Below are 21,023 nucleotides of genomic sequence, written 5' to 3' on the forward strand. Positions count from 1 at the left end.
AATTCTTACTTTCTGCTGGTGGTACGGCTGGTTGTAAAGCCGAGGGATGTTGGGGCGAGGATGTGCTCGCGAAGGTTTAGGGGAAGCGACAAAGTGAATCGATTCAATTCGAGTGTAGACCGAGATTCTAGAGGAGGCAATCTATCCATCTGACCGCCTCCTGCTCGCAGCAAGTTGCTCCTCGAGGTTGAACACTTCTTCCAGAGGAATGAACCCCTCATCCGGTGGAACATCGAGGTCGATAAAGTGGTCGCCCATGATTGCCTGCCATCGAGCATTCACTTCGGTCGCCGCCATTGCACGCTGTGCGGCGGCGAGGTCGTCAGATTCGACGTAGCCGATAAGCATCCCGTCGGCGCGAAGAAAGAGCGAATAGTTGTGCCACCCCGATGTTGCTAGCGCCTCAAGCATTTCCGGCCAGACAGCGGCATGTGCGACCTTGTATTCCTCGATGTGGTCGGGCTTCACTTGCAGTTGAAAGCAATAGCGGTTCACGGATGCACCCCTAACGCCACTTCGGAAGGTCGGCCATATCGACGTGACGGTGCTCGATGCCGAGCAAGCTCGCGGCGGCGTGAATGTCGCCAGCAACATGGCCGACGCAGAGCGCCCAGTGGTGACCGATGCCGGTCTGCGACCACTCATCGACCCACTCACCAGGGTCGCCGCCGAAACTCACGCGCGACGTAGTATTGCCGATCTCCAAGAGCGGCCCAGGAGTTACGGTTCCCTCGCTAGTGATGAACGTGTAGCTGCCATCACGATCCTGTCCGATTCCGAATGTGGTGACCGGCCCCTGCTGCACGTCAAACTCAACGGACACGCCGTAGCCTCGTTTGCCGTGGTAAACGCCAAGGCCGCGTAGCAGCGGATCGCGCTCCGAAACGGCGAGGTGCGCTGGCCCATCTTGGCCCATCTCCACAACGTCGTCAAAGAAGTTGAGCGCCTGAATCTCGGTGAACGAACCTCCAGCACCGATGGTGTGGGCTGCAAGCATCGCCAAGCTAGTGCGTAACTCGTATTCACCAACGAACGGGATGCCGCGTGCGGTCAGCAGCGATGAGCCAAGAATCATGCCAGCGCCGAGGCGCTCGTGCAGTTCACCATTGAGGCCGCGGTGGTAGTACGCGGCAGAGTCGAGGTCAAAGTCGTCTACCAGTCGGTCGAGTCCGACGCTCACTTTGGCGCCCCAGGCGAAATCTTCCTCGCGTACCGACTCATCGAGAGTGAACAGCTTGCGGGCCAGGTTCATGCGCTCGGTGACTTGGGCATCGGTTACTTCGTCAACGCGAACCCGAAGGTCATCGAATTCGAGCACTTCCACGTGTGAACCAAATTGGCTGGAGACGAGGGTGAGGTCGGTCGAGACGTCGAGCATTCCCGGGTAAACGTGGCCCATGAGGCCGTGGCGTGCGTGGCGAAGAGTAGCGCGCACCTTGGCCGCATTTACCCAACGGTTGATGCGTGCCCAAGCCCGTTCATCTTTCAGGTGGCCTGAAACGCTGCGGAACTCGATGCCAGCGCGCTTGAAAACGTTCGCGACCTCGGGCACAGGGCACTGGCCGCAGTACGCGAGCCACTTGCCGGTGTCGAAGTTGGCGTGGTCCATCGCTTCAGTGGGCTGGAGATCAATGACGAGCACCGGAGTCTTCGCGCGCTGCGCAATCGGAAGAACCATGGATGCCGTGAGGTAGGTGGTCAGGAAGATGACGATGAGATCGCAGTCAGCACGACGCAGCTTCTCTGCCGCGACGGTGGCCTCTTGGGCATCCGAAATGAATCCAACATCAATGACTTCAGCGTCGAGAGCGGTGAACCGGTCGGTGACGTACTTGCTCGACTCCTGAAGCTGGGGGAGGAGCGCGGGAAATTGCGGCCAGTAGGCGGCGAGCCCGCCGGCGACGAGGCCGATGCGGGTGGCGCGCCGAGTCTTTGAGGGAAGCAGCTCTGAAGCTGGAGTAAGGGACATCATTGGCTCCGAAAATCTGAGGCTGGTGGTTGGTAGTGAGGGGGGTGGATACCCGGGCCGGCTCGTGAGCAGGCCCGGGTATCTGAGCGACTAGTTAGAAGTCGTATTCGTCGATGTTGTCTGCGTTGAAGCGCGTGGGCGGTCCAACAATGGCAACGCCGTTCGCGCCAACGGTGATCTCGCCCATGTCGCCAGCGTCGAAGGTGTCACCCTCGGCGCCCGTGATGGTTCCGTCAACGAGAGCCTTGCCAGCAAATGCTGCAACATAGCCGAGCTGTGCCGGGTCCCAGAGGGCGAATTCCTGAACGGTTCCGTCCTTGACGAACTCGCGCATCTCATTCGGGAGTCCAAGACCGGTCAGTGCGACCTTGCCCTTGTAGTCCGAGGTCGAGAGGTACTTTGCTGCTGCAGCGATACCTACGGTCGTGGGCGAAATGATGCCCGCGAGGTCGGGGTATGACGAGAGCAGGCCCTGAGTTTCCTGGAAGGACTTGTCTGCGTCGTCGTCGCCGTAGACCTTGGCGACGAGCTTGATGTCTGCGTAGTCAGGGTTCGACTCGAGCTCCTCCTCCATGAACTTGATCCACTCGTTCTGGTTCGTCGCCGTTGCCGTTGCTGACAGGATGGCGATCTCACCGGATCCACCGATCTGCTCGGAGATGATCTCGAGCTGAATCAGTGCGACGTCCTTGGCAACAACCTGGCTAATAAAGATGTCGCGGTAGTCGGGGTTGGTGTCGGAGTCGAAGGCAACAATCTTTGCGCCAGCTTCGCGAGCTGTCTGAAGTGCCGGGCCAACGGCGTCGGGGTCGTTAGCCGCGATCACGATGACCTTCGTGCCCTGCTGGGTTGCCTGCTCGATAAAGGGGATCTGTGCACTGGCGCTGGCCTCAAGGGGTCCGAGGACCTCTGAGTCGTAGCCGATTGCGGCAGCACCCTCTTCGCCTCCGCCGAGAACGACGTCGGTGTAGGGGTTGTTGAGCTGCTTGGGCAAGAACGCAATGGTACCGGCGCTGTCTCCGCCGCCGTCGCCACTGTCGCCGCCGTTAGTTGCAGCGCAACCGGTTGCGGCGAGGGCCACTACCGTTGCAATCGCAGCGATGGAGCCGATACGGCCGCCTCGGCTGCTCGTGGAAAACAACTTCATTGTTCTTCCTTTCGTAAAGACGCCTGGTGCTTAGGCGCGGGTTATTCCGGGGGCGTTCTGCCCCTGGACTTCTCGGTGCAGCCGGTTCAACCGGATGCGTTCTTTGCCCCACGCGATAACGCTGGGGGCCACGACGGAGAGCACGAGCAATCCGCCGGTGACAATGATGAGTGCCGTCTCCGGCACCTTGGCGAGCCGAAGCGCGTACGTGAGTGTTCCGATGAGAAGCACACCGCCAACGACGCCAGGAATGTTTCCCTTGCCGCCGAATATCGAGACACCACCGAGCAGAACAGCTGCGATGACGCTGAGCTCAAGGCCGGTTCCGTTGTCTGGACCGGCGCTTGCCAGCCGCAGGGTGAGGAAGACGCCAACCATCGACGAGACAATGCCAGTGGCAACGAACATCCAGAACTTGGCATGACCAACTCTCACTCCCACAAACGTCGCAGCCTGCGGGCTGTACCCGAGGGCGTAGAGGCCACGCCCGAAAGGAGTGAAGTGCAGTAGTACCGCGAAGAACGCGATCACTATCAACGCGAAAATCATCATGACCGGGATGCCGGTGTTGCCAATCTTCGAAAGCACGAATGCGTTCAGTTCCTTGGGGAAACTCGCGACCTTCTGGTCGCCAATCACGACGAGCGCGAGCCCACGGTAGAGGGCGAGGGTTCCGATCGTCACGGCTAGGGATGGCAAGCCGAGGGTGGTGATCAGGAAGCCATTGAAAGCTCCGCACAACACACCAACCAGCAGTGAGAGTGCCATGACCGTTCCGATATCTAATCCGCTATCGCGCCACAGTACGCCCATCGTGGCGCTCGTAAGGCCGGCCGTTGAAGCCACAGAAAGGTCGATCTCCCCGGAGACGATAACCAACGCCATCGGCATTGCGATGAGCAAGATGGGAAGCACTTGAATGAGCAAGAAGCCCACGGTGAGGGTCGAGGCAAAGTAGTTCACCGTGACCATCGAAATGATGACGACCGTGATCAGGATGTAGAAGATTACGGCGTCATAGCCAATGAGGCGGCGGCTCAACTGGCCCCGTGAAGTAGCGGTCATTGTCTTAGACATCTTTTGCCTCATTCACTCGCAGCTTGCGGGCTCTTCGCAGCGATACGACTCGATCGATGATGATGGCGGCGAGGATGAGCACACCCACGATCGCCTGCTGCCAAAACTTGTCGACGCGGGTGGCCGTGAGCGCACCAGTAATGGTGGAGAGCAGCACGGCGCCGATCGCAGCACCGGCGACGGTTCCCGAACCACCGAAGATCGCGACGCCGCCGACGACGACCGCGGCTACGACATCCAATTCGATTCCGGAACCGGTGAGCGCTCCGACCGAGTTGTAGCGAGAGGCATACAGAACACCGGCGAGGCCAGTGAGTGCACCACACGCGATGAACGCGCTCAGCACTCGACCGCCGACGGGGATGCCGAACAGGCGGGCCGCATCCGGGTCTGAGCCGATTGCGTACAGGTCACGACCGCTTCGGACCGAGCTCATGAACATCGCAACGGCCACCGTAATGACGACCGCGATGATCGTGATGATCGGGATGCCGACAAGAGTGTCGACCGAGAGGTTGCCGAACGCTTGGGGATTGTCACCGGAGAAGAACTGTTTCGAGCCAGCCCAGCTCGACAGCACTCCTCGGAAGATATAGAGGGTGCCGAGGGTAATCACCAGTGCAGGCACTTTGGCTGAGGTAACCAACATGCCGTTGATCGACCCGAGGAGTCCACCGAAGATCATGCCGATCACGAACACCAGCACAAGGGGAATGGTCGGGAACATATCGAAGACGGTTCCTGTGCCGAAGGCGACGAGCCCCAGGATGGCACCGACGGAAAGGTCAACGTTGCGGGTGATGATGACGAGTGCCTGAGCGACAGCCAGGATCACCATGATCGTCGCGTTGAGCATCAAGTCCTTGGTGCTCTGCGGCGAGAGGAAGCGCGGGTTGATGATGTAGGTCACCACGATGAGCGCAATAAGGGCGCCGGCGACGGGGATCTCGCGGGCGGTGAAGAAGCGCTTGAGGGCGTTGCTTCGCGGCATGGCCGGTGCGTGGGTCACGGTGCTCACTCGCCCGCCTCCAATTCAGTGCTCAGTTCTTCGTCGGTCAGTTCTAGGTGCAGTGCTTCGCGACTGCCCGTGGCAGCCTGCATGACCCGTTCTGCTGTCGCGTCAGCGCGACTGAGTTCTGCCGTGATACGGCCTTCGTGCATGACGAGAACGCGGTCAGCCATCCCGAGCACTTCTGGCAGTTCGGAGGAGATCATGAGGATCGCAATACCGCGGCCCGCAAGATCAGAGATGAGACGGTGCACTTCTGCCTTGGTCCCGACGTCGATCCCTCGAGTGGGTTCATCGACGATGAGGAGTTTCGGGTCGGTGGCAAGCCACTTAGCGAGCACGACCTTCTGTTGGTTTCCTCCCGAGAGGGTAGAAACGGGCAGATCTTGCGAACCAGTTTTCACCTGAAGGCGCTGCGACCAGTCTTCGGCGGCGGCGCGTTCGCGTCGGCCGGAGATGATTCCAAAACGTGCAAGTGAGTGGCGGAGGGTCAGGGTGACATTTCGTGCAACGGAGAGATCGAGCACCAATCCCTGTTTACGGCGATCCTCGGGAACGAATCCGATTCCTGCGGCGATCGCGTCCCTTGGGCTGTGTGCTTTCAGCGCCGTGCCGCTGATGCTCACGCTTCCCGTTTCATACGGGTCAATCCCGAATACGGCGCGGGCAACTTCAGTGCGTCCGGCACCGACGAGGCCCGAGAGGGCGACGATCTCACCAGCGCGAATCTCAAAGTCGATTCCGGTGAACGTGCCGGCGCTGTTGAGGCCGTCAACTTTGAGCACGACGTCACCGATCTCGGCGTCTTGCTTGGGGAATAGATCACCAAGCTCCCGGCCGACCATCTCTTTGACGATTGCCGGAACCGTGACTTCAGCGGTGTTGTGAACTTGAATATAGCGGCCGTCGCGCATGACTGTGATGCGGTCGCTGAGTCCGAAGACCTCTTCGAAGCGGTGCGAGATGAACAGGATGCCCGCGCCTTTTTCCCGTAGCGCGCGAGCGACAGTGAAAAGGCGTTCTACTTCAACACCGGAGAGTGCCGCTGTTGGCTCGTCCATGACGAGAACGTTGGCGTCGAGCGAGATTGCTTTGGCAATCTCGATGATCTGCTGATCGGCGATAGAAAGTCCATCAGCGATGCGATCGGGATCAATAGGAACTCCGAGAGTGGTGAAGAGTTCGGCCGCTCGTCGACGCATCTCGCCGCGGCTGATGAGTCCAGCGCGACCCTTGGGCTGGCGGCCGATGAAGATATTCTCGGCGACGGTGAGGTCGGGGAATAGCGTCGGTTCTTGGTAGATGACCGATATGCCGGCCGCTTTACTTTCACTGACGTTGCGAAAGTGCGCCGGCTTTCCTTCGACCAGAAACTCGCCGCCATCGGGGGAGTGAACTCCGGCGAGGATCTTTACGAGGGTGGACTTGCCTGCGCCGTTCTCTCCGACGAGAGCATGGATCTCGCCCGGAAGGATCTCGATGGTGCCATCCGCAAGCGCGATCACGGGGCCGAAAGTCTTGGATGCGCCCCTGAGGCTGAGCGCGGGGGTGCGGGCGGCGTGTGATGCCGGTGCCGTTTCTGCTGCAGTCGCCATTGAACTGTGGTGCCTCCGCGTTGAGTCATTGCTGTGGGTGACGGTGGTCGAATCACCTGGCTGGAAACTACAACCGCCAATTGAATCGATAAAATCGACCGTGCGTGAACGATACGACGATGTATTGGGGTCCGTCAAGTCCCACAGCGGCACTCTGCCCGCTAAACTTGCCCTCGATGAATGAATCGTTACACTTTTGTCCTTAGACTCGTATTGAGTCGAGAATTCGTCTTGTCCTCATCCGCTGCCCAACGTCGGGCCGAGAAACTCTGGTTGTGTCTATGTCAACGCCGAGCGTGCATGATGTCGCAAAGAGCGCTGGCGTATCCGTCGGCACCGTCTCAAACGTGCTCAACCACCCCCACAAAGTCTCGCCATCGACCGTTGAACGCGTGCAGAACGCGATTGAAGTACTCGGGTTCATCCGCAACGATGCCGCCCGCCAACTGCGGGTCGGTCACAGTCAAACCATCGGTCTCGTCGTGCTCGACGTGCGCAACCCGTTCTTCACAGATATTGCTCGCGGTGCGGAAGATAAAGCCGCCGAGGGCGGACTGACTGTCACTCTCGGAAACAGTGACGAAAGCATCGAGCGCGAAGCGAAGTACCTTGATCTGTTCGAACAGCAGCGTGTCTACGGGATGCTTATTTCGCCGTACGGTGACATCACCGACCGGCTCGAATCCATGCGAAAACGCGGAATCCCGGCAGTGCTCGTTGACCGTGAGAGCCCCAACTCGACATTTAGCTCGGTCTCCGTCGACGACATCGTCGGTGGCAAACTGGCAGCAACCCACCTCCTTGAAACGGGCCGCCGTCGCATCGCTTTTGTCGGAGGGCCCATGGCGATCCGCCAAGTTTCCGACCGACTCACGGGCGCCAGAGAGGCAATTGAGAAGGTGCACGGAGCGAGCATTGAAGTTATCGAAATCGATGCGCTCAGCGTCATCGCCGGCCGGGCGGCAGGAGCAAAAATCGTTGCTCGCTCGCCGGCAGAGCGCCCCGATGCCATTTTTGCCGCCAACGACCTCGTCGCCATGGGAGTGCTGCAAGCACTCCTCATGAACGGCAATTCGACCCCGTCGATCCGGGTGCCAGAAGACATCGCCCTCATGGGCTATGACGACATCGACTTCGCCAGCGCGGCCGTCGTTCCGCTCTCATCCATCAGTCAACCGAGTGCTCAAATGGGTCAAACGGCCGTCGAGATCCTTCTCAACGAAGCAGCAAACCCCGATGCTGACCGGCGTCAGGTGGTCTTCGCGCCCAAGTTGGTCATCCGTGAATCGACTGCGCCGCGATAACCACATGCGCTAGGGGCTCGCCAGCGAGCAGCCGGCGGGCTTGCTCTCGAACCACGGCATCCACTCGGCCATACATCGCAGAGGTGTAGCCGCCAATGTGGGGCGTAATGGTGATGCCGGGGGTCGACCACAGCGGGTGATCGCTGGGTAGCGGTTCGGGGTCGGTGACGTCGAGAGCAGCACGAATGCGTCCAGCGGATGCCGCAGCCACGAGTGCATCCGTGTCAACAATTTTGCCTCGAGATACATTCAGGAGCAGTGCCCCTGACTTCATCGTGGCAAGGAATTCCGCATCGATGAGGGAAGTGGTCTCGTCGCTGAGAGGCACGGCGATTGCGACAACATCGGCTTTCGCGAGGAGCGATGGCAGGGCATCCATCGACTGGACGGCACCACGGGCGTCGCTGCGGTTGGTGCGGGCGACCCTCACGACGTTGGCCTCGAAAGGGGCGAGCTTGTCTGCGATCTGGTTGCCAACACCACCGGCGCCGACAATGACCACTGTCGTGCCAGCAACGCCGATGAACTCGTGCTGGTTCCACGTGCCGGTCTGCTGGTTGGCGAAGTGTTCAGGAAACCCGCGTTGTTCAGAAATAATCAGGCCAACCGCGAGCTCAGCGGTAGATGCTTCATGCACGCCGACGGCGTTGCAGTACGTGATTCCGGCGGGCAGCTTGGCGGCAACGCCGTCGTAACCGAGTGATTGCGACTGCAGCGCGGCAACATCGAGTCCCGCGAATTTCTGCAGGTCATCTGCTGAGCGGAGGTAGCCGAGAACAGCCAAGTCAACGTGCTGCGGTGGCGGGCCGTCGTTGGCACCCCACACGATCAGGTTAACGTCGGGCAGTTGCGGGGCAAGCCGGTCGCACATCTGCTGGTCGGGGAGAGCAATGGTGAACATGATGCGTTCCAGACTAGCTATCCCTCCGGCTATCCCCCCCCCCCGGCTACGCCCTCCCACTATGCTGTGCGCCACGAGTATTCATTCGGCCGTGAAGGGACGTGCATGGTGCGATGGCCTGTAGTTCCCCGGGAAGTTGAGCGGGATGCTGTGCTGAGTGCCCTTCGTGGTGCCCGATCGCGATCGGTAATGTTGCGTGGACCAAGCGGCGTTGGCAAGACCACATTGGGCGCCCACATCGCGCAAGCGTTGCGCTCTGACGGGCGCACGATCGTGCCCGTTGTCGGTCTCGCCGAACTCACCGAAATACCTTTAGGGGCCCTCGCGCCGGTTCTTGCCAGTTCTGGCAGAGTCGATCTGGAAAGTGTGAGCGACCGCGTTCAAGCCCTCGTAGCGGTAGTGGGAGAGAACCCATCACAGTTCGTCCTCGTGATCGACGATGCGCCATTACTGGACGCCGTCTCGGCCGGTGTGCTTTACCAACTCGTGCGCGTCTTCGGCGTCACCACCCTGCTCACCGCCCGCGACTCTCACGACGTTTCCGGCCCCCTGGCGCGCCTACTGCACGAGAACCTCATCGATATCGTTGACCTCGAAGGCTTGAGCCTCGAACACAGCCAATCGATCCTCCAACAGTATTTGGGCGGCACACTGCGCCCTGAGAGTCTGCGAGCCCTCTTCGAGGCGAGCCGCGGCAACCCACTGATGCTGCGCGAACTGATCTTTGCGGCGACGCGAGCCGGCGGCATCCATAGCGGAGACTTTGGTGTTGAGGTTTCGGTCGCCGCCCTACCCAAACATGTGCGGGCGACGATCGCTGAGCGTCTCTTGCAGTTGAGCGTTGACGAGAGACGATTGGCTCGACTGATTGCCATTGCGCAGCCCATCCCGCTCGCCGCTATCCGTGCAGACGAATCTGATGTGCTCGCGCGACTCAGAGTGGAGGGTGTCGTTGAAGAGACTCGCGACGATGCGATCCCGTCTGTGCGACTCGCACATCCATTGTTCGCTGAAACTCTCGTCGGAGAACTTTCGCGGGCAGAGCGCGCAGAAATAATCCTCGAAGTTGCGGCACGGTTGACACCGATGGGGGATCAGCAACTGCGCTTCACGGCAACAGTGCTGCTGACCTCGACCGAAGCTCACATCAGTGATGATGAGTTGGATTGGGCTGCCAACTATGCGCATGCGGCCGGTGACCACACCATGGCAGCGATGCTGGCGGAGCGAGCCCAGGCAGCAGGGCGGCGCTTCGCCCCCGAGTTGGTATTGGGCAGTGCGCTGTCTGCGCTCGCGGAATCCGAACGATCCTCGCAGGTGTTTGAATCAGCGATTGATTTAGCCGCTGCCGATGAGGAGCGTGCGATTGCCCTCGCCAGATGGGGGCAACATGTGGCGTACCGTTTGGCTCGCCCGGCCGAAGCTGTGGAGAGAGTTCACGCTGAACTGAGCCGTCTGGATGCGCGGGGCCAGGCGATACTTCGCCCTGAGCTGGCCAAATGGCAACTGATGACCGGTGACGCCACTGCCCTCATTGACGTAGCGGATGCGGAAATGGCCGAGACAGGGGTTGGGGCGGTAAATGCAGGATTGACTGCCGCAATGATCGCGACCATGTCTGGTCACCCAGCCGAAGCATTTCAGGCCATTAGTCACACGCGGCCCTTAGCCGATGCGTTCCGGTTTGAAGCGCCATTCGCTGACGCACTGCTCGACCTCTCAGAGTTTCTTGCTCTCGTTGCTTCCGCCGAGATCGGGCGGGCTAGCGAATTTGCGGCTCAGCGTAGGCTCGATCGCTTTGCGGATTCGGCAGGCGTGTGGTCCTACGCTCTCGCGATCGTTCACTTGCACGCGGGCAAATTGAATGACGCAAACGCGCTCGCGGCCCTCGCCGTTGAACAATTGCGGTGGCGTGACTTCACTGGTCTCCTAGGCACCGCCACTGCGCTTCACGCCACCATCGAGGCGCAGCGTGGCGACCCAGAGGCCGCACGACAGTTGCTTGCTCAGATCGCGACCGAACATGCTGGCGACGCCAAAGTAATTCTCCAGCGTGCGGAGTGTGAAGCGTGGATCCTTGCTGGCGAAGGGCGCCACGAGGAAGGTGCAGCGGTCATCATCGCTGCAGTCGCCGAAGGCATCACCCTTGGCCACTTCCTGCTGAGCGCACTTACTCTCACCGTCGCACTGCGTCTCGGTCAGGCAGCTGCCGCGAGCGATCAACTGCAATTGCTCACCCAGTTGTCTCCAGCACCACTGGTGGTCCGCATCCACGAGTGGGGTGAAGCGGTGATTGCGGGGAATATTGCCACACTGTGTGATCTCGCACCCGCGCTCGCTGAGGCTGGTGTGGCAGCGCTCGCCGTGGATGGTTTGCTCACGGCAGCTCGCAACACCGCGAAGAATGGCAAACAAGAGTTGCAGCGCAAGGCCACTCTGTTGGCCAGCCGCCTTGCCGCCGACATGGATTATGTGGCTACCGAGAATGGTGGCGACGACCTCACTGAACGTGAGTGGATGATCGCCCGTGCAGCTGCTGGCCGTAAACGTAGTCGGGAGATCGGCCAGCAGCTGGGGCTGTCAGTTCGAACCGTGGACAACCATCTCGCTCGTATTTATCGCAAGTTGGGTGTCACCGGCCGAGTTGAGCTTGAGCAGGTTCTCGCAGAGTTGTAGCGGGCTGCACTCCTGCACTCCTGCTCACCTGCGATCGTTCCTATTCTTCGGTGGGGGTCGCAGTGAGGTTGACGGTTGCAGTTCCTTCGTCGTCTTGACCCCAGCTGTATTGAACCGACCACGAATCGCTCTGCAGTCCATAGGCGTAAGCGCCCTCGCCGAGGGAAATCTCGGAGATCACCTCGTAGCCGTTCGCAGTGAACTTCTCGAAGCCTGCCTGTGCTGCCTCCGGGCTGCCGACGGTGACGGTCACGTTGTAACTGCCGCCAACGGCGAGCGAAAGCACAATGTTGCCATCGGGAACCGGCACCTCGTTTGGCCATGAGTCGGGAAGTGAAGCGCCAGTGCCGTTGCCGTCGACGTCAACATCAACTCCGGTCGCGCCTTCAATCACATTCTCTACGGTGCCCTCGACGAGCCCGTTGGCAAGATCTTCGAGAGGGTTGCTGAAACAACCTGAGAGCGACACGGTGATGCCTGTGGCAATAACTAGGGTAATTGCGCTTCTCAGGGCGCGCTGTGATGTGATCATGCACACAGTAAAGCGTGAGCACCAACGGCGGCGCGTGAGTAGAAACTACCTAACTGTGCTTGGCGCGAGGAACGCTGCTGAACCGCTCAGCCAGTCAGGAGTACCGTTAAGGCATGCCATTAACAGGAGAGTACCAACCAAGCACCTCAGAGTGGGCCCGCAATCAGGCCGACACGTTTGAAGCCAGCAACGGCCACGAGGGCAACCTGATGCGGGGGATGCCCGTGATCGTTCTGACCACGGTTGGCGCCAAATCCGGTAAGTTGCGCAAGACCGCGCTCATGCGAGTGGAACACGATGGCAAGTATGCCGTTGTTGCTTCGCTCGGCGGAGCACCGAAGCATCCGGTCTGGTACTACAACATCGTGGCTCAGCCGCACGTTGAACTGCATGATGTTGGCTTCAAGGGCGACTTTATCGCGCGCGAAGTCACCGGTGATGAGAAGGCTCTCTGGTGGGAGCGCGCCGTGGCCGCCTACCCCGACTATGCCGACTACCAGGCAAAGACCGAGCGCGAAATTCCGGTCTTCATTCTCGAGCCATTAGAGGTCTAATTCGCGTTGTGAGCAACGCGTAATCGTCGGCTGACGGTGCGCGGCAAAACAGCGTCACGCCCGGTCTAAAACAGGCGTATCGTATCCCGGTGCACAATATCCTCCGTGGGACGGGTAGTAAGCGAAAACTGGTTCATCCAGCTCAGCTCACTCTTCTCGGGTTTTTGATTGGTATCGCTGCGGGAACGATCCTGCTGGCCTTACCGATTTCGCGTACCGGTCCCGGTGGCGCCAGTCTCGTTGAGGCATTCTTCACTGCCGTTTCTGCCATGTGTGTGACCGGTCATGTGATCGTCGATACCCCCACCTATTGGACGGGTTTCGGCCAGGTCGTCATCATGGTGCTCATTCAAGTGGGTGGGTTCGGTGTGATGACGTTCGCGTCGATCATCGGTATTGCGGTGGTGCGACGTATGTCGCTGCGTTCAAGGATCACTGCTGCCGCCGAAACGAAGAGCGTCGGCTTTGGCGATGTGCGCTCGCTCATTTTGGGCGTGCTCAAGATTTCTCTCATCATCGAGGGTGCTGGCGCGGTTATCCTCTTTTTCTGGTTCTGGTTGCACTACGGCAAAGGATTGGGGGAATCGGCTTGGCTGGCACTCTTCCACGCTGTCTCATCATTTAACAACGCCGGTTTTGCTCTGTTTAGTGACAACATGATGTCGTTCGTCGACGACCCGGTGGTTTCGCTCACGCTCTGTGCCGAAATTATTCTTGGCGGCCTCGGCTTCCCCGTGATCGTGCAATTGTTGCGCTACCGCGGCCAGAGTCTCAAATGGAGCATGAACACCCGGATTGTCGTAGCGGCAACACCTCTGCTTCTGATCGTCGGCACGTTCTACATCTCCCTTATCGAGTGGAACAATCCAGCAACGCTCGGCCCCCTCGACTGGCAAACCAAGATTCTTGCTGGCTTCTTTCAATCGGTTCAAACCCGCACGGCCGGCTTCAACAGCATCGACATCGGAGCCATGAGTGAAGCCACTCAGTTCGGGATGACCGCGCTCATGTTCATCGGCGGTGGTCCAGCAGGTACTGCCGGTGGCATCAAGATCACGACGTTCGCGGTGCTGTTCTTTATTCTTGTTGCCGAGGTGCGCGGCGATGGCGTCGTCAACGTCTTCGGCAAGCGACTGTCGCGCGCGGTGCACCGCCAAGCAATTGCGGTCGTCTTGCTTTCTGTTGGTGTTGTAGCGGCATCCACTGTCACGATCATGCTCATCTCGGGCTTGCCGCTTAGCCCGGTGCTCTTCGAGACGGTTTCTGCATTCGGCACCGTCGGCCTCTCGGAAGGCATCACGCCAGAACTGCCGATTGCAGCCCAACTAATTTTGGCTGTGCTCATGTTTGTTGGCCGACTCGGGCCCATTGGTTTCGCTACCGCGCTTGCTTTGCGCGAACGCGCCGTCATGTATGAACTTCCTAAAGAAAGGCCGATCATTGGTTAAATTGCGCATGTTCTCTGGTTCGGATGCCTCAAGTGTGGCCGCAGCAGATTCGGTTGCGGTGATTGGTTTGGGCCGTTTCGGTCGCGCGCTGGCGCTGGAACTCATGGCGAACGGGACCGAGGTGTTGGGTATAGACGCCGATGAATCCATCGTGCAAGAACTCAATGGTCAACTCACGCATGTGGTGTGCGCAGACTCCACTCGCGAGGAAGTGCTGCAGCAGTTGGCGGTGCCCGAGTTTGACCGCGTCGTTGTGGCGATTGGCAGTGACATTCAGGCGAGCATCCTCACCACTTCGTTGCTGTTGAGGTTCAATGTTGCGCATGTGTGGGCGAAGGCTGTGAGTGATGCGCACGGCACTATTCTCGAGCAGCTCGGGGTGAGCCACGTGATCTATCCGGAGAAAGAGATGGGGCGCCGGGTAGCCCACCTTGTGCGTGGCTCGATGCAGGACTACCTCGAGATCGGTGATGGGTTCTCGCTTGTCAAGATGGCCCCACCAGCCGGAATCGTCGGTAAAACGCTCGGAGAATCCCGAGTGCGTTCTTCCGCCGGGGTCACGATCACAGCAGTGCGACCGCACGGGGGAGCGTGGACCTACACGGACGAGAACACGGTCATCGCGGTGGACGACACAATCCTGGTGTCCGGATCAACCGCCAAAGCGGAAGCCTTCAGCCTGCGTCGCTAGAGCGGCAACGTCGAAGCATTCCCACCGAGGTCTTATTTAGCGAGGGTTAGCGCAGCGAGCTCAACCAGATTTCGCACAGCGACTGCCACGCCTCAGCGGGCGTTCCCTCAGCGAGCCCCAAGCCGTGCTTTCCGTCGGCGAACACGTGCAATTCGTGTCGCACGCCAGCAGCAGCGAGCGCGGCAGCGAGCGGATACGAATGCTCCGCGACCGGAACCGGACCATCGGCGGCAGTGTGCCAGATGAACATTGGCGGAGTTTCTGGGGTTACCAACAACTCAAGCGACGTGTCTTCACGAAGATAATCGTTGGCATCCAGACCAATCAGATTCTCGCGCGACTGGGCATGAGTTGGCGTGACCATGCTGACTACCGGGTAGCCGAGGACGGCGAAATCTGGCCGCTCTTCTGACTTCGCAATGGGGGCAACAGCAGCGTGACCGGCGAGGTGCCCACCGGCCGAGAAACCCAAAACGCCCACGATCGTGGCCCCAGCGGCACGTTCTTTGGCAATTTCAGACTGAATTGCCAGCAACGGGGCCGGATGCTTCGTGGCGACGGGGTAATCAACGACTCGAGCATTCCACCCGATTGATCGCAACCAGCCAGCAATAGGCTCGCGTTCGTGGGGTGCGAGTCGCGCGTACCCTCCGCCGGGGAGAACAAGAATGGTGGGGAGGGTGTGAGGCATTACTTAACTGTAAATTGTGCGCGGCGTTCTACCGTAATCGACCCGCTAGCGAGCGGAAATCGTCTCAGGCGAATAGTGTCTGTATATGGCAGATTTGTTTGACGGATACACATCAAGCGCCTCCAAACGCACCGGACCAGCGGCGTGGGATGAGATGTTCTCTGCTGATAGCGAGATTCGTCGCCCTTATCGGGAGATCCACGACGCACTCGCTCAGATGACTCAAGAAGAGTTGCGTGGGCGCACTGAAGCGCTGGCAGATAGCTACCTCGCCCAGGGCGTCACCTTCGACTTTGCGGGCGAAGAGAGACCTTTCCCGCTCGACCCGGTTCCCCGAGTTATCGACCTCTCTGAGTGGAAACAGGTCGAGAGTGGTGTTAAGCAGCGGGTGCGTGCACTCGAAGCTTTTCTTGCTGACATTTACGGGCCGCAGAATGCGATCAAAGACGGTGTGATTCCCGCTCGGATGATCACCTCATCCAGTCACTTTCATCGTCAAGCTGCTGGTATCGATCCAGCAAATGGTGTGCGCATTCAAGTCAGCGGCATCGACCTGATTCGTGACGAGGTTGGCGCGTGGCGAGTCCTTGAAGACAATGTGCGCGTTCCCAGTGGTGTGAGCTACGTCATCTCGAATCGTCGAGTGATGGCCCAGACCCTGCCAGAACTTTTTGTCTCCATGCGTGTTCGCCCCGTTGGCGACTACCCGCACAAATTGCTGCAGGCCCTCCGCGCGAGCGCACCGAGTGGCATCGAAGAGCCGACAGTTGTTGTGCTCACCCCCGGTGTCTATAACTCCGCCTACTTCGAGCACACACTGCTCGCCCGCCTCATGGGTGTCGAGCTTGTTGAAGGTCGTGACCTCTTCTGTTCTGGCGGTCGCGTCTGGATGCGAACCACCGCCGGGCCAACCCGGGTCGATGTGATCTACCGTCGCGTTGACGACGAATTCCTTGACCCGCTGCAGTTCCGTGCCGACTCGATGCTCGGCAGTCCTGGCATGATGCTCGCGGCTCGCCTCGGCAACGTGACGATCGCCAACGCGGTCGGAAACGGCGTAGCCGACGACAAGCTCGTCTACACCTACCTGCCCGATCTCACCGAGTACTACCTCGGCGAGAAAGCCATCATTCCCAACGTGAAAACGTGGCGCCTCGAAGATCCGGGAGCCCTCGAAGAGGTGCTCGACCGCCTCGATGAGCTGGTGGTGAAGCCGGTTGATGGATCAGGCGGCAAGGGTCTCGTTATTGGCCCAGCGGCATCCAAGGAGGAATTGGCAACGCTGAAGACGCAGTTGCGCAAAGACCCCCGAGGCTGGATCGCGCAACCCGTCGTGCAACTCTCCACCATTCCGACCGTTGTCGATGACGGTATGCGCCCACGTCACGCCGACCTTCGACCGTTCGCTGTCAATGACGGCAACGATGTCTGGGTTCTGCCTGGCGGTCTCACCCGCGTGGCTTTGCCCGAGGGTCAACTCGTCGTCAACAGCTCACAGGGTGGTGGTTCGAAGGACACCTGGGTTGTTGGGCGCGAACGCATCGAAGAACCATCAGACACTGTTCAGGGCCTTGTTGAGCGACAGGCTGACACGGAGGCAATCACCGTGATCACTCCTGAGATGTTGCTTGAAGCGAGCGTTCACGAAGATCACGCTGAAGACCACGACAGCAGCCACACTCTTACGCACAGAAAGCGTCAAGAGGAACAGCAGCAGCAGAGTGACGACATCGAGGGAGGTCAATCATGCTGAGCCGCATCGCAGAATCGCTGTTCTGGATCGGGCGTTACATTGAGCGTGCCGACGGAACCGCCCGCATCCTCGACGTCCACCTCCAGCTGTTGCTTGAAGATCCGTGGATCGAAGAAGACGATGCTTGCCGCGCCCTCTTGAGCGTGATGGGAAGCGAAGCTCCTGCCGACGCCGTGCTCACGCGCGGTGACGTGCTGTCGATCCTCGCCGTCGACCGTTCTGAGCCGGCATCGATTGCCTACTCACTCGGTGCCGCTCGCGAGAACGCACGGCGAGCACGAGAAATCGTCTCGACAGAGTTGTGGGAATGCCTCAACACCACGAGGGCCCGGATGCCGCGTCGCATTTCAGAAGACAAAGTCAGTGACTTTTTCTCCTGGGTTCGCGAACGCAGCGCTTTGGCTGTTGGCATCATCGAGTCGGCGACAAGCCGCGATGAGGCGTGGCAGTTCTTCACCCTCGGTCGCAGCTTGGAGCGCGCGGACATGACCGCACGCCTGCTGGCAACCCGCAGCCTTACCGAGGCCAGTGGTCCTTCGTGGACCACGATCCTTCGCTCCTGTGGCGCCTACGAGCCTTACCTGCGTACGTACCGTGGTGTGCCGAGTGCGAGCAACGCAGCAGAGTTCCTGTTGCTTGATCGACTGTTCCCGCGCAGCATCCTCTTCTCGGTATCTCGCGCAGAGGACTCGATTCGCGAGCTTGAGCCCCGCCGCATAAACCGTGTTGGGGTTGCCGATGATGCGCAGCGCCTGCTCGGCAAAATTCGCAGCGAGCTCGAGTATCGACCGATCAACGAAATTTTGGATGATCTGCCCCACCACATGGACCGTGTGCAGGCAGCAACGAGTGCGGCTTCGGAGGCGGTGCGTCACCGCTACTTCCCGACGAACGCCGCTCCCGAGTGGGTTGGAGAGATCTCATGAAACGCTTAAGGATCGTTCACTCCACAGGGTTCAGCTACGGCGGAGAAGTCACAGCGTCCTATAACGAGGCTCGGATGCTTCCGGCGAGCGTTGAGGGACAGCTCGTGTTGTTCTCCAATCTGGACATCTTGCCGCTGTCGAGCCAGAGCAACTATGTCGACTATTGGGGTTCACGCGTCGCCTCCTTTGAGGTGCTCACTGGCCACAAGGAGTTGTCGCTCACGGCGACAAGCCTTGTTGAGGTCCACGAGCGTGAGCACGTGTCTGAGTGCATGGGGTGGGATGAGCTTGCTGCGACGGCCGAACTGTCGATGGATGCCGTTGAAAACCTCAGCCAGACGCGGCGCACCGAGCCGCCGGCAGAAGTGATCGCGCTCGCAAAAGACATTGCTTCGAAGTCGGATGACGCGTGCGAGAGCGCGCTGCAAATCTCGATGGCGATCGGTAACGCGATCCAGTACATGAGCGGCGTCACCGGTGTGGCGACGACTGCAGCAGAAGCCTGGGCTGGTGGCAAAGGTGTCTGCCAAGACATTGCGCATCTCGCGTTGGGTGCTTTGCGTTCGGTCGGCATCCCGGCCCGGTATGTTTCTGGCTACCTTCACCCGAAACCGGATGCCGCTATCGGCGAGACGGTCACGGGCGAATCCCACGCGTGGATCGAATGGTTCTGTAATGGGCAGTGGCGTGGCTACGACCCCACGAACCTGATCGACATCGGTGACCGGCACGTACTCGTGGGTCGCGGTCGCGACTACAACGACGTTCCGCCGCTGCGCGGTGTCTACGCTGGCCCATTCGGGTCGAAGCTATTCGTGAGTGTGGAGATTACGCGCGAGGCCTAGCCTGAGCCGCACACACCTCGGGGTGAGGGGTGCGATGCTGCGAGCATCCGCCCCTCACGCTAGCTAGCTTGTGCGACGCATTGTGCTTTCGACGATCGCGATCTCTTGAGTAGCGAGTTCGCGCTCTTCGTCTGGCGTTGGCTCGGGAGGGAAGCGCAATCGAAGGCGGAAGCGACTTTCGGGCACGCGGCCGACGCGCATCCCGCGGCTGTAGACGAGCCAGGTGGTGGCGAACGCAGCGGCGAGCAGGCCGGAGAGTGAGCCGATTCCGAGCGCCCAGCGCGCTCCGAGTTCGTTGGCGGCCCAGCCAACGATCGGTGCGCCGATTGGGGTGCCGCCGGCGAAGATAGCTAGGTAGAGTGCCATGACCCGGCCGCGCATGATGGGGGTGGTGGAGGTCTGCACGTAGGCGTTAGCGGTGGTCATCATCGTCAGTGACGAGACGCCGACGATCGTGAGAGCAGCGCCGAAAGTCCAGTAGCTGGGGGAGAGAGCGGCGAGCAGGCACGCCACGCCAAAGAAGACAGAGCCGATGACGACGACGCCGAGGCGTGCGCGTTCTCGTCGAGCGGCCAGCAGGGACCCGACGATCGCACCGACCGCCATCATCGAAGAGAGCAGCCCAAACTCTGCTGCTCCTTTGCCGAACTCGGCGGTGGCCATGGTGGAAATGAAGACAGGGAAGTTGAAGCCAAACGTTCCTACGAGAAACACCATGACGAGCACAATCAGGATGTCTGGTCGATTGCGAACGTAGCGGAGCCCATCCCGAATCTGGCCCCTCGCTCGCCCGAGCTTGGCCACCGGGTAGAGCTGGTTGCGGCGGATGAACCACAGCGAGGCGAGCACGCCCGCGAAGGAGGCGGCATTCACGAGGAACACCGGGCCTGAGCCGATCGCGGCGACAAGCACGCCAGCGATGGCTGGGCCAATGAGGCGTGCGCTCTGGAACGACATCGAGTTGAGGGCGACAGCGTTGGGGAGGTCTTTGTCGCTCACGAGCTCTGACACGAAGGCCTGACGAACGGGCGCATCAATCGCGGTTGCGACACCCAGAAGCAGAGCAAAAACGTAGACGTGCCACAACTCAACATGGTCAGAGATCACGAGGATGCCGAGGCCGAGCGCGAGAATAAACTGGCTGAACTGCGTCCACAGCAACACGACGCGGCGGTCGAATCGGTCGGCAATGATTCCAGCGATGGGCATCAGTAGCAGTAGCGGGCCGAACTGCAGGGCCATCGTGAAGCCGAGAGCGGCGGCATCGTGGTCGGTCAGTTCGGTGAGAACGATCCAGTCTTGGGCGGTGCGCTGCATCCACGCGCCTGTATTGGACACGATTGCGCCAATCGTCCAGAGTCGGTAGTTGAAGAAGCGGAGCGAGCGAAACATTGCGCTCACGAATTAGCCAGCTTCAGCAGCACTGGGATCGCTGCATGGAGGGCGTTGTGCTCTTCGGCGGTGAGGGTCGAGAGTTCGGCAGCGAACCACTCGGCGCGACGCTGGCGAGTCTTATCGACGAGCTCCTTGCCGGCATCCGTCGCTTCGATGAGAACTTTTCGGCCGTCGTCTGGAGAGCTAGAGCGAGTGATGAGGCCTTCGTCACTGAGGCAATTGACGGTGCGATTCATTGACGGCGGGGTCACACGTTCGTGCTCGGCGAGCGCGGCAAGGGTGCTGCCTCCGTGATGGCTCAGTACGTAGAGCACGGAGAGTTGGCTGTCGCTCAGGGTGTCGTCGTGGCGTTGCTGCCGAATACGGCGAGCGATGCGCATGAGAGCGATTCTGAGTTCGTCGTCTAGTTTGTCTGGCACTTTAGTTAGTCTAGCAAATTAGTCTTGCTAACTAAATGCCGAAGGCGGTTGACTGCGTTTCCTCACATCGATGCACCCCCGCCGTACTATG

General features: G+C 60.0%; 19 protein-coding genes. 8 read left to right on the forward strand and 11 right to left on the reverse strand.

Annotated elements, in window-relative coordinates; translation table 11 throughout:
* Positions 1-141 precede the first annotated feature (141 nt).
* The 6 genes from AC1ENN_RS00720 to AC1ENN_RS00745 form a co-directional block, all read right to left on the reverse strand.
* On the reverse strand, positions 142-495 hold the full coding sequence (locus AC1ENN_RS00720; RefSeq protein ID WP_480406385.1) for an L-rhamnose mutarotase: 354 nt from the start codon (positions 493-495) through the stop codon (positions 142-144).
* Positions 496-505: 10 nt separating this feature from the next.
* Positions 506-1,969: an arabinose isomerase gene (locus AC1ENN_RS00725; protein WP_480406386.1), complete on the reverse strand. Its 1,464-nt coding sequence runs from the start codon at positions 1,967-1,969 to the stop codon at positions 506-508.
* Between the two features lie 94 nt (positions 1,970-2,063).
* Positions 2,064-3,116: a rhamnose ABC transporter substrate-binding protein gene (gene rhaS, locus AC1ENN_RS00730; RefSeq protein WP_009773745.1), complete on the reverse strand. Its 1,053-nt coding sequence runs from the start codon at positions 3,114-3,116 to the stop codon at positions 2,064-2,066.
* A 30-nt stretch (positions 3,117-3,146) separates the two neighbouring features.
* Positions 3,147-4,181, reverse strand: a complete 1,035-nt coding sequence (locus AC1ENN_RS00735; RefSeq protein WP_480406387.1) for an ABC transporter permease — start codon at positions 4,179-4,181, stop codon at positions 3,147-3,149.
* Positions 4,182-4,185: 4 nt separating this feature from the next.
* On the reverse strand, positions 4,186-5,202 hold the full coding sequence (locus AC1ENN_RS00740; protein ID WP_480406388.1) for an ABC transporter permease: 1,017 nt from the start codon (positions 5,200-5,202) through the stop codon (positions 4,186-4,188).
* A gap of 5 nt (positions 5,203-5,207) precedes the next feature.
* Positions 5,208-6,797 (reverse strand): sugar ABC transporter ATP-binding protein, encoded by a 1,590-nt coding sequence (locus AC1ENN_RS00745; RefSeq protein WP_480406389.1) that lies wholly within the window; start codon positions 6,795-6,797, stop codon positions 5,208-5,210.
* Between the two features lie 281 nt (positions 6,798-7,078).
* Between AC1ENN_RS00745 and AC1ENN_RS00750 the strand changes: the two genes are divergently transcribed.
* Positions 7,079-8,101, forward strand: coding sequence for a LacI family DNA-binding transcriptional regulator (locus AC1ENN_RS00750; RefSeq protein WP_449648216.1), 1,023 nt, complete (start codon positions 7,079-7,081; stop codon positions 8,099-8,101).
* Here the strand turns inward: AC1ENN_RS00750 and AC1ENN_RS00755 are convergent.
* Positions 8,073-9,002, reverse strand: coding sequence for an NAD(P)-dependent oxidoreductase (locus tag AC1ENN_RS00755; protein WP_480406390.1), 930 nt, complete (start codon positions 9,000-9,002; stop codon positions 8,073-8,075). The genes AC1ENN_RS00750 and AC1ENN_RS00755 overlap by 29 nt on opposite strands.
* A gap of 105 nt (positions 9,003-9,107) precedes the next feature.
* On the opposite strand from AC1ENN_RS00755, the gene AC1ENN_RS00760 reads away from it, so the two are divergent.
* Positions 9,108-11,678: a LuxR C-terminal-related transcriptional regulator gene (locus AC1ENN_RS00760; RefSeq protein ID WP_480406391.1), complete on the forward strand. Its 2,571-nt coding sequence runs from the start codon at positions 9,108-9,110 to the stop codon at positions 11,676-11,678.
* 40 nt (positions 11,679-11,718) lie between these two features.
* On the opposite strand, the gene AC1ENN_RS00765 is transcribed toward AC1ENN_RS00760, so the two are convergent.
* Positions 11,719-12,210: a hypothetical protein gene (locus AC1ENN_RS00765; RefSeq protein ID WP_449648061.1), complete on the reverse strand. Its 492-nt coding sequence runs from the start codon at positions 12,208-12,210 to the stop codon at positions 11,719-11,721.
* A 113-nt stretch (positions 12,211-12,323) separates the two neighbouring features.
* On the opposite strand from AC1ENN_RS00765, the gene AC1ENN_RS00770 reads away from it, so the two are divergent.
* The 3 genes from AC1ENN_RS00770 to AC1ENN_RS00780 all read left to right on the forward strand — a co-directional run bounded on the left by AC1ENN_RS00770 (position 12,324) and on the right by AC1ENN_RS00780 (position 14,903).
* Positions 12,324-12,764 (forward strand): nitroreductase family deazaflavin-dependent oxidoreductase, encoded by a 441-nt coding sequence (locus tag AC1ENN_RS00770; protein ID WP_449648062.1) that lies wholly within the window; start codon positions 12,324-12,326, stop codon positions 12,762-12,764.
* 89 nt (positions 12,765-12,853) lie between these two features.
* Positions 12,854-14,212, forward strand: a complete 1,359-nt coding sequence (locus AC1ENN_RS00775; protein WP_449648063.1) for a TrkH family potassium uptake protein — start codon at positions 12,854-12,856, stop codon at positions 14,210-14,212.
* A complete protein-coding gene (locus AC1ENN_RS00780; protein ID WP_449648064.1) occupies positions 14,205-14,903 on the forward strand; it encodes a potassium channel family protein in 699 nt (232 codons plus the stop codon). Before AC1ENN_RS00775 ends, AC1ENN_RS00780 begins: the two co-directional genes overlap by 8 nt.
* A gap of 46 nt (positions 14,904-14,949) precedes the next feature.
* Here AC1ENN_RS00780 and AC1ENN_RS00785 read toward each other — a convergent pair whose 3' ends face one another.
* Positions 14,950-15,594 carry an alpha/beta hydrolase gene (locus AC1ENN_RS00785; RefSeq protein ID WP_449648065.1) on the reverse strand — a complete coding sequence of 215 codons (645 nt, stop codon included), beginning with the start codon at positions 15,592-15,594 and terminating at the stop codon, positions 14,950-14,952.
* Positions 15,595-15,679: 85 nt separating this feature from the next.
* Between AC1ENN_RS00785 and AC1ENN_RS00790 the strand changes: the two genes are divergently transcribed.
* Genes AC1ENN_RS00790 through AC1ENN_RS00800 form a run of 3 tightly spaced genes read left to right on the forward strand, consistent with a single transcriptional unit; the run spans position 15,680 to position 19,118 of the window.
* Positions 15,680-17,347 carry a circularly permuted type 2 ATP-grasp protein gene (locus AC1ENN_RS00790; protein WP_480391595.1) on the forward strand — a complete coding sequence of 556 codons (1,668 nt, stop codon included), beginning with the start codon at positions 15,680-15,682 and terminating at the stop codon, positions 17,345-17,347.
* A complete protein-coding gene (locus AC1ENN_RS00795; RefSeq protein ID WP_449648067.1) occupies positions 17,341-18,273 on the forward strand; it encodes an alpha-E domain-containing protein in 933 nt (310 codons plus the stop codon). The genes AC1ENN_RS00790 and AC1ENN_RS00795 overlap by 7 nt, the downstream gene beginning before the upstream one ends.
* Positions 18,270-19,118, forward strand: coding sequence for a transglutaminase family protein (locus AC1ENN_RS00800; RefSeq protein ID WP_449648068.1), 849 nt, complete (start codon positions 18,270-18,272; stop codon positions 19,116-19,118). The genes AC1ENN_RS00795 and AC1ENN_RS00800 overlap by 4 nt, the downstream gene beginning before the upstream one ends.
* 63 nt (positions 19,119-19,181) lie before the next feature.
* On the opposite strand, the gene AC1ENN_RS00805 is transcribed toward AC1ENN_RS00800, so the two are convergent.
* Together AC1ENN_RS00805 and AC1ENN_RS00810 are read right to left on the reverse strand one after the other, a co-directional pair.
* Complete coding sequence (locus AC1ENN_RS00805; RefSeq protein WP_480406392.1) at positions 19,182-20,519, reverse strand: MFS transporter; 1,338 nt, start codon at positions 20,517-20,519, stop codon at positions 19,182-19,184.
* On the reverse strand, positions 20,516-20,932 hold the full coding sequence (locus AC1ENN_RS00810) for a MarR family winged helix-turn-helix transcriptional regulator (protein WP_449648070.1): 417 nt from the start codon (positions 20,930-20,932) through the stop codon (positions 20,516-20,518). Before AC1ENN_RS00810 ends, AC1ENN_RS00805 begins: the two co-directional genes overlap by 4 nt.
* Positions 20,933-21,023 lie beyond the last annotated feature (91 nt).

The organism is Rhodoglobus sp. G.S.23 (assembly GCF_056675935.1).

What these genes read in the sequence shown, in the direction of transcription:
- AC1ENN_RS00725 (WP_480406386.1), bottom strand. Translation starts at nt 1,969, where the DNA reads ATGTCCCTTACTCCAGCTTCAGAGCTGCTTCCCTCAAAGACTCGGCGC.
- rhaS (WP_009773745.1), bottom strand. Translation starts at nt 3,116, where the DNA reads ATGAAGTTGTTTTCCACGAGCAGCCGAGGCGGCCGTATCGGCTCCATC.
- AC1ENN_RS00735 (WP_480406387.1), bottom strand. Translation starts at nt 4,181, where the DNA reads ATGACCGCTACTTCACGGGGCCAGTTGAGCCGCCGCCTCATTGGCTAT.
- AC1ENN_RS00745 (WP_480406389.1), bottom strand. Translation starts at nt 6,797, where the DNA reads ATGGCGACTGCAGCAGAAACGGCACCGGCATCACACGCCGCCCGCACC.
- AC1ENN_RS00750 (WP_449648216.1), top strand. Translation starts at nt 7,079, where the DNA reads ATGTCAACGCCGAGCGTGCATGATGTCGCAAAGAGCGCTGGCGTATCC.
- AC1ENN_RS00755 (WP_480406390.1), bottom strand. Translation starts at nt 9,002, where the DNA reads ATGTTCACCATTGCTCTCCCCGACCAGCAGATGTGCGACCGGCTTGCC.
- AC1ENN_RS00760 (WP_480406391.1), top strand. Translation starts at nt 9,108, where the DNA reads ATGGTGCGATGGCCTGTAGTTCCCCGGGAAGTTGAGCGGGATGCTGTG.
- AC1ENN_RS00765 (WP_449648061.1), bottom strand. Translation starts at nt 12,210, where the DNA reads ATGATCACATCACAGCGCGCCCTGAGAAGCGCAATTACCCTAGTTATT.
- AC1ENN_RS00770 (WP_449648062.1), top strand. Translation starts at nt 12,324, where the DNA reads ATGCCATTAACAGGAGAGTACCAACCAAGCACCTCAGAGTGGGCCCGC.
- AC1ENN_RS00785 (WP_449648065.1), bottom strand. Translation starts at nt 15,594, where the DNA reads ATGCCTCACACCCTCCCCACCATTCTTGTTCTCCCCGGCGGAGGGTAC.
- AC1ENN_RS00790 (WP_480391595.1), top strand. Translation starts at nt 15,680, where the DNA reads ATGGCAGATTTGTTTGACGGATACACATCAAGCGCCTCCAAACGCACC.
- AC1ENN_RS00795 (WP_449648067.1), top strand. Translation starts at nt 17,341, where the DNA reads ATGCTGAGCCGCATCGCAGAATCGCTGTTCTGGATCGGGCGTTACATT.
- AC1ENN_RS00800 (WP_449648068.1), top strand. Translation starts at nt 18,270, where the DNA reads ATGAAACGCTTAAGGATCGTTCACTCCACAGGGTTCAGCTACGGCGGA.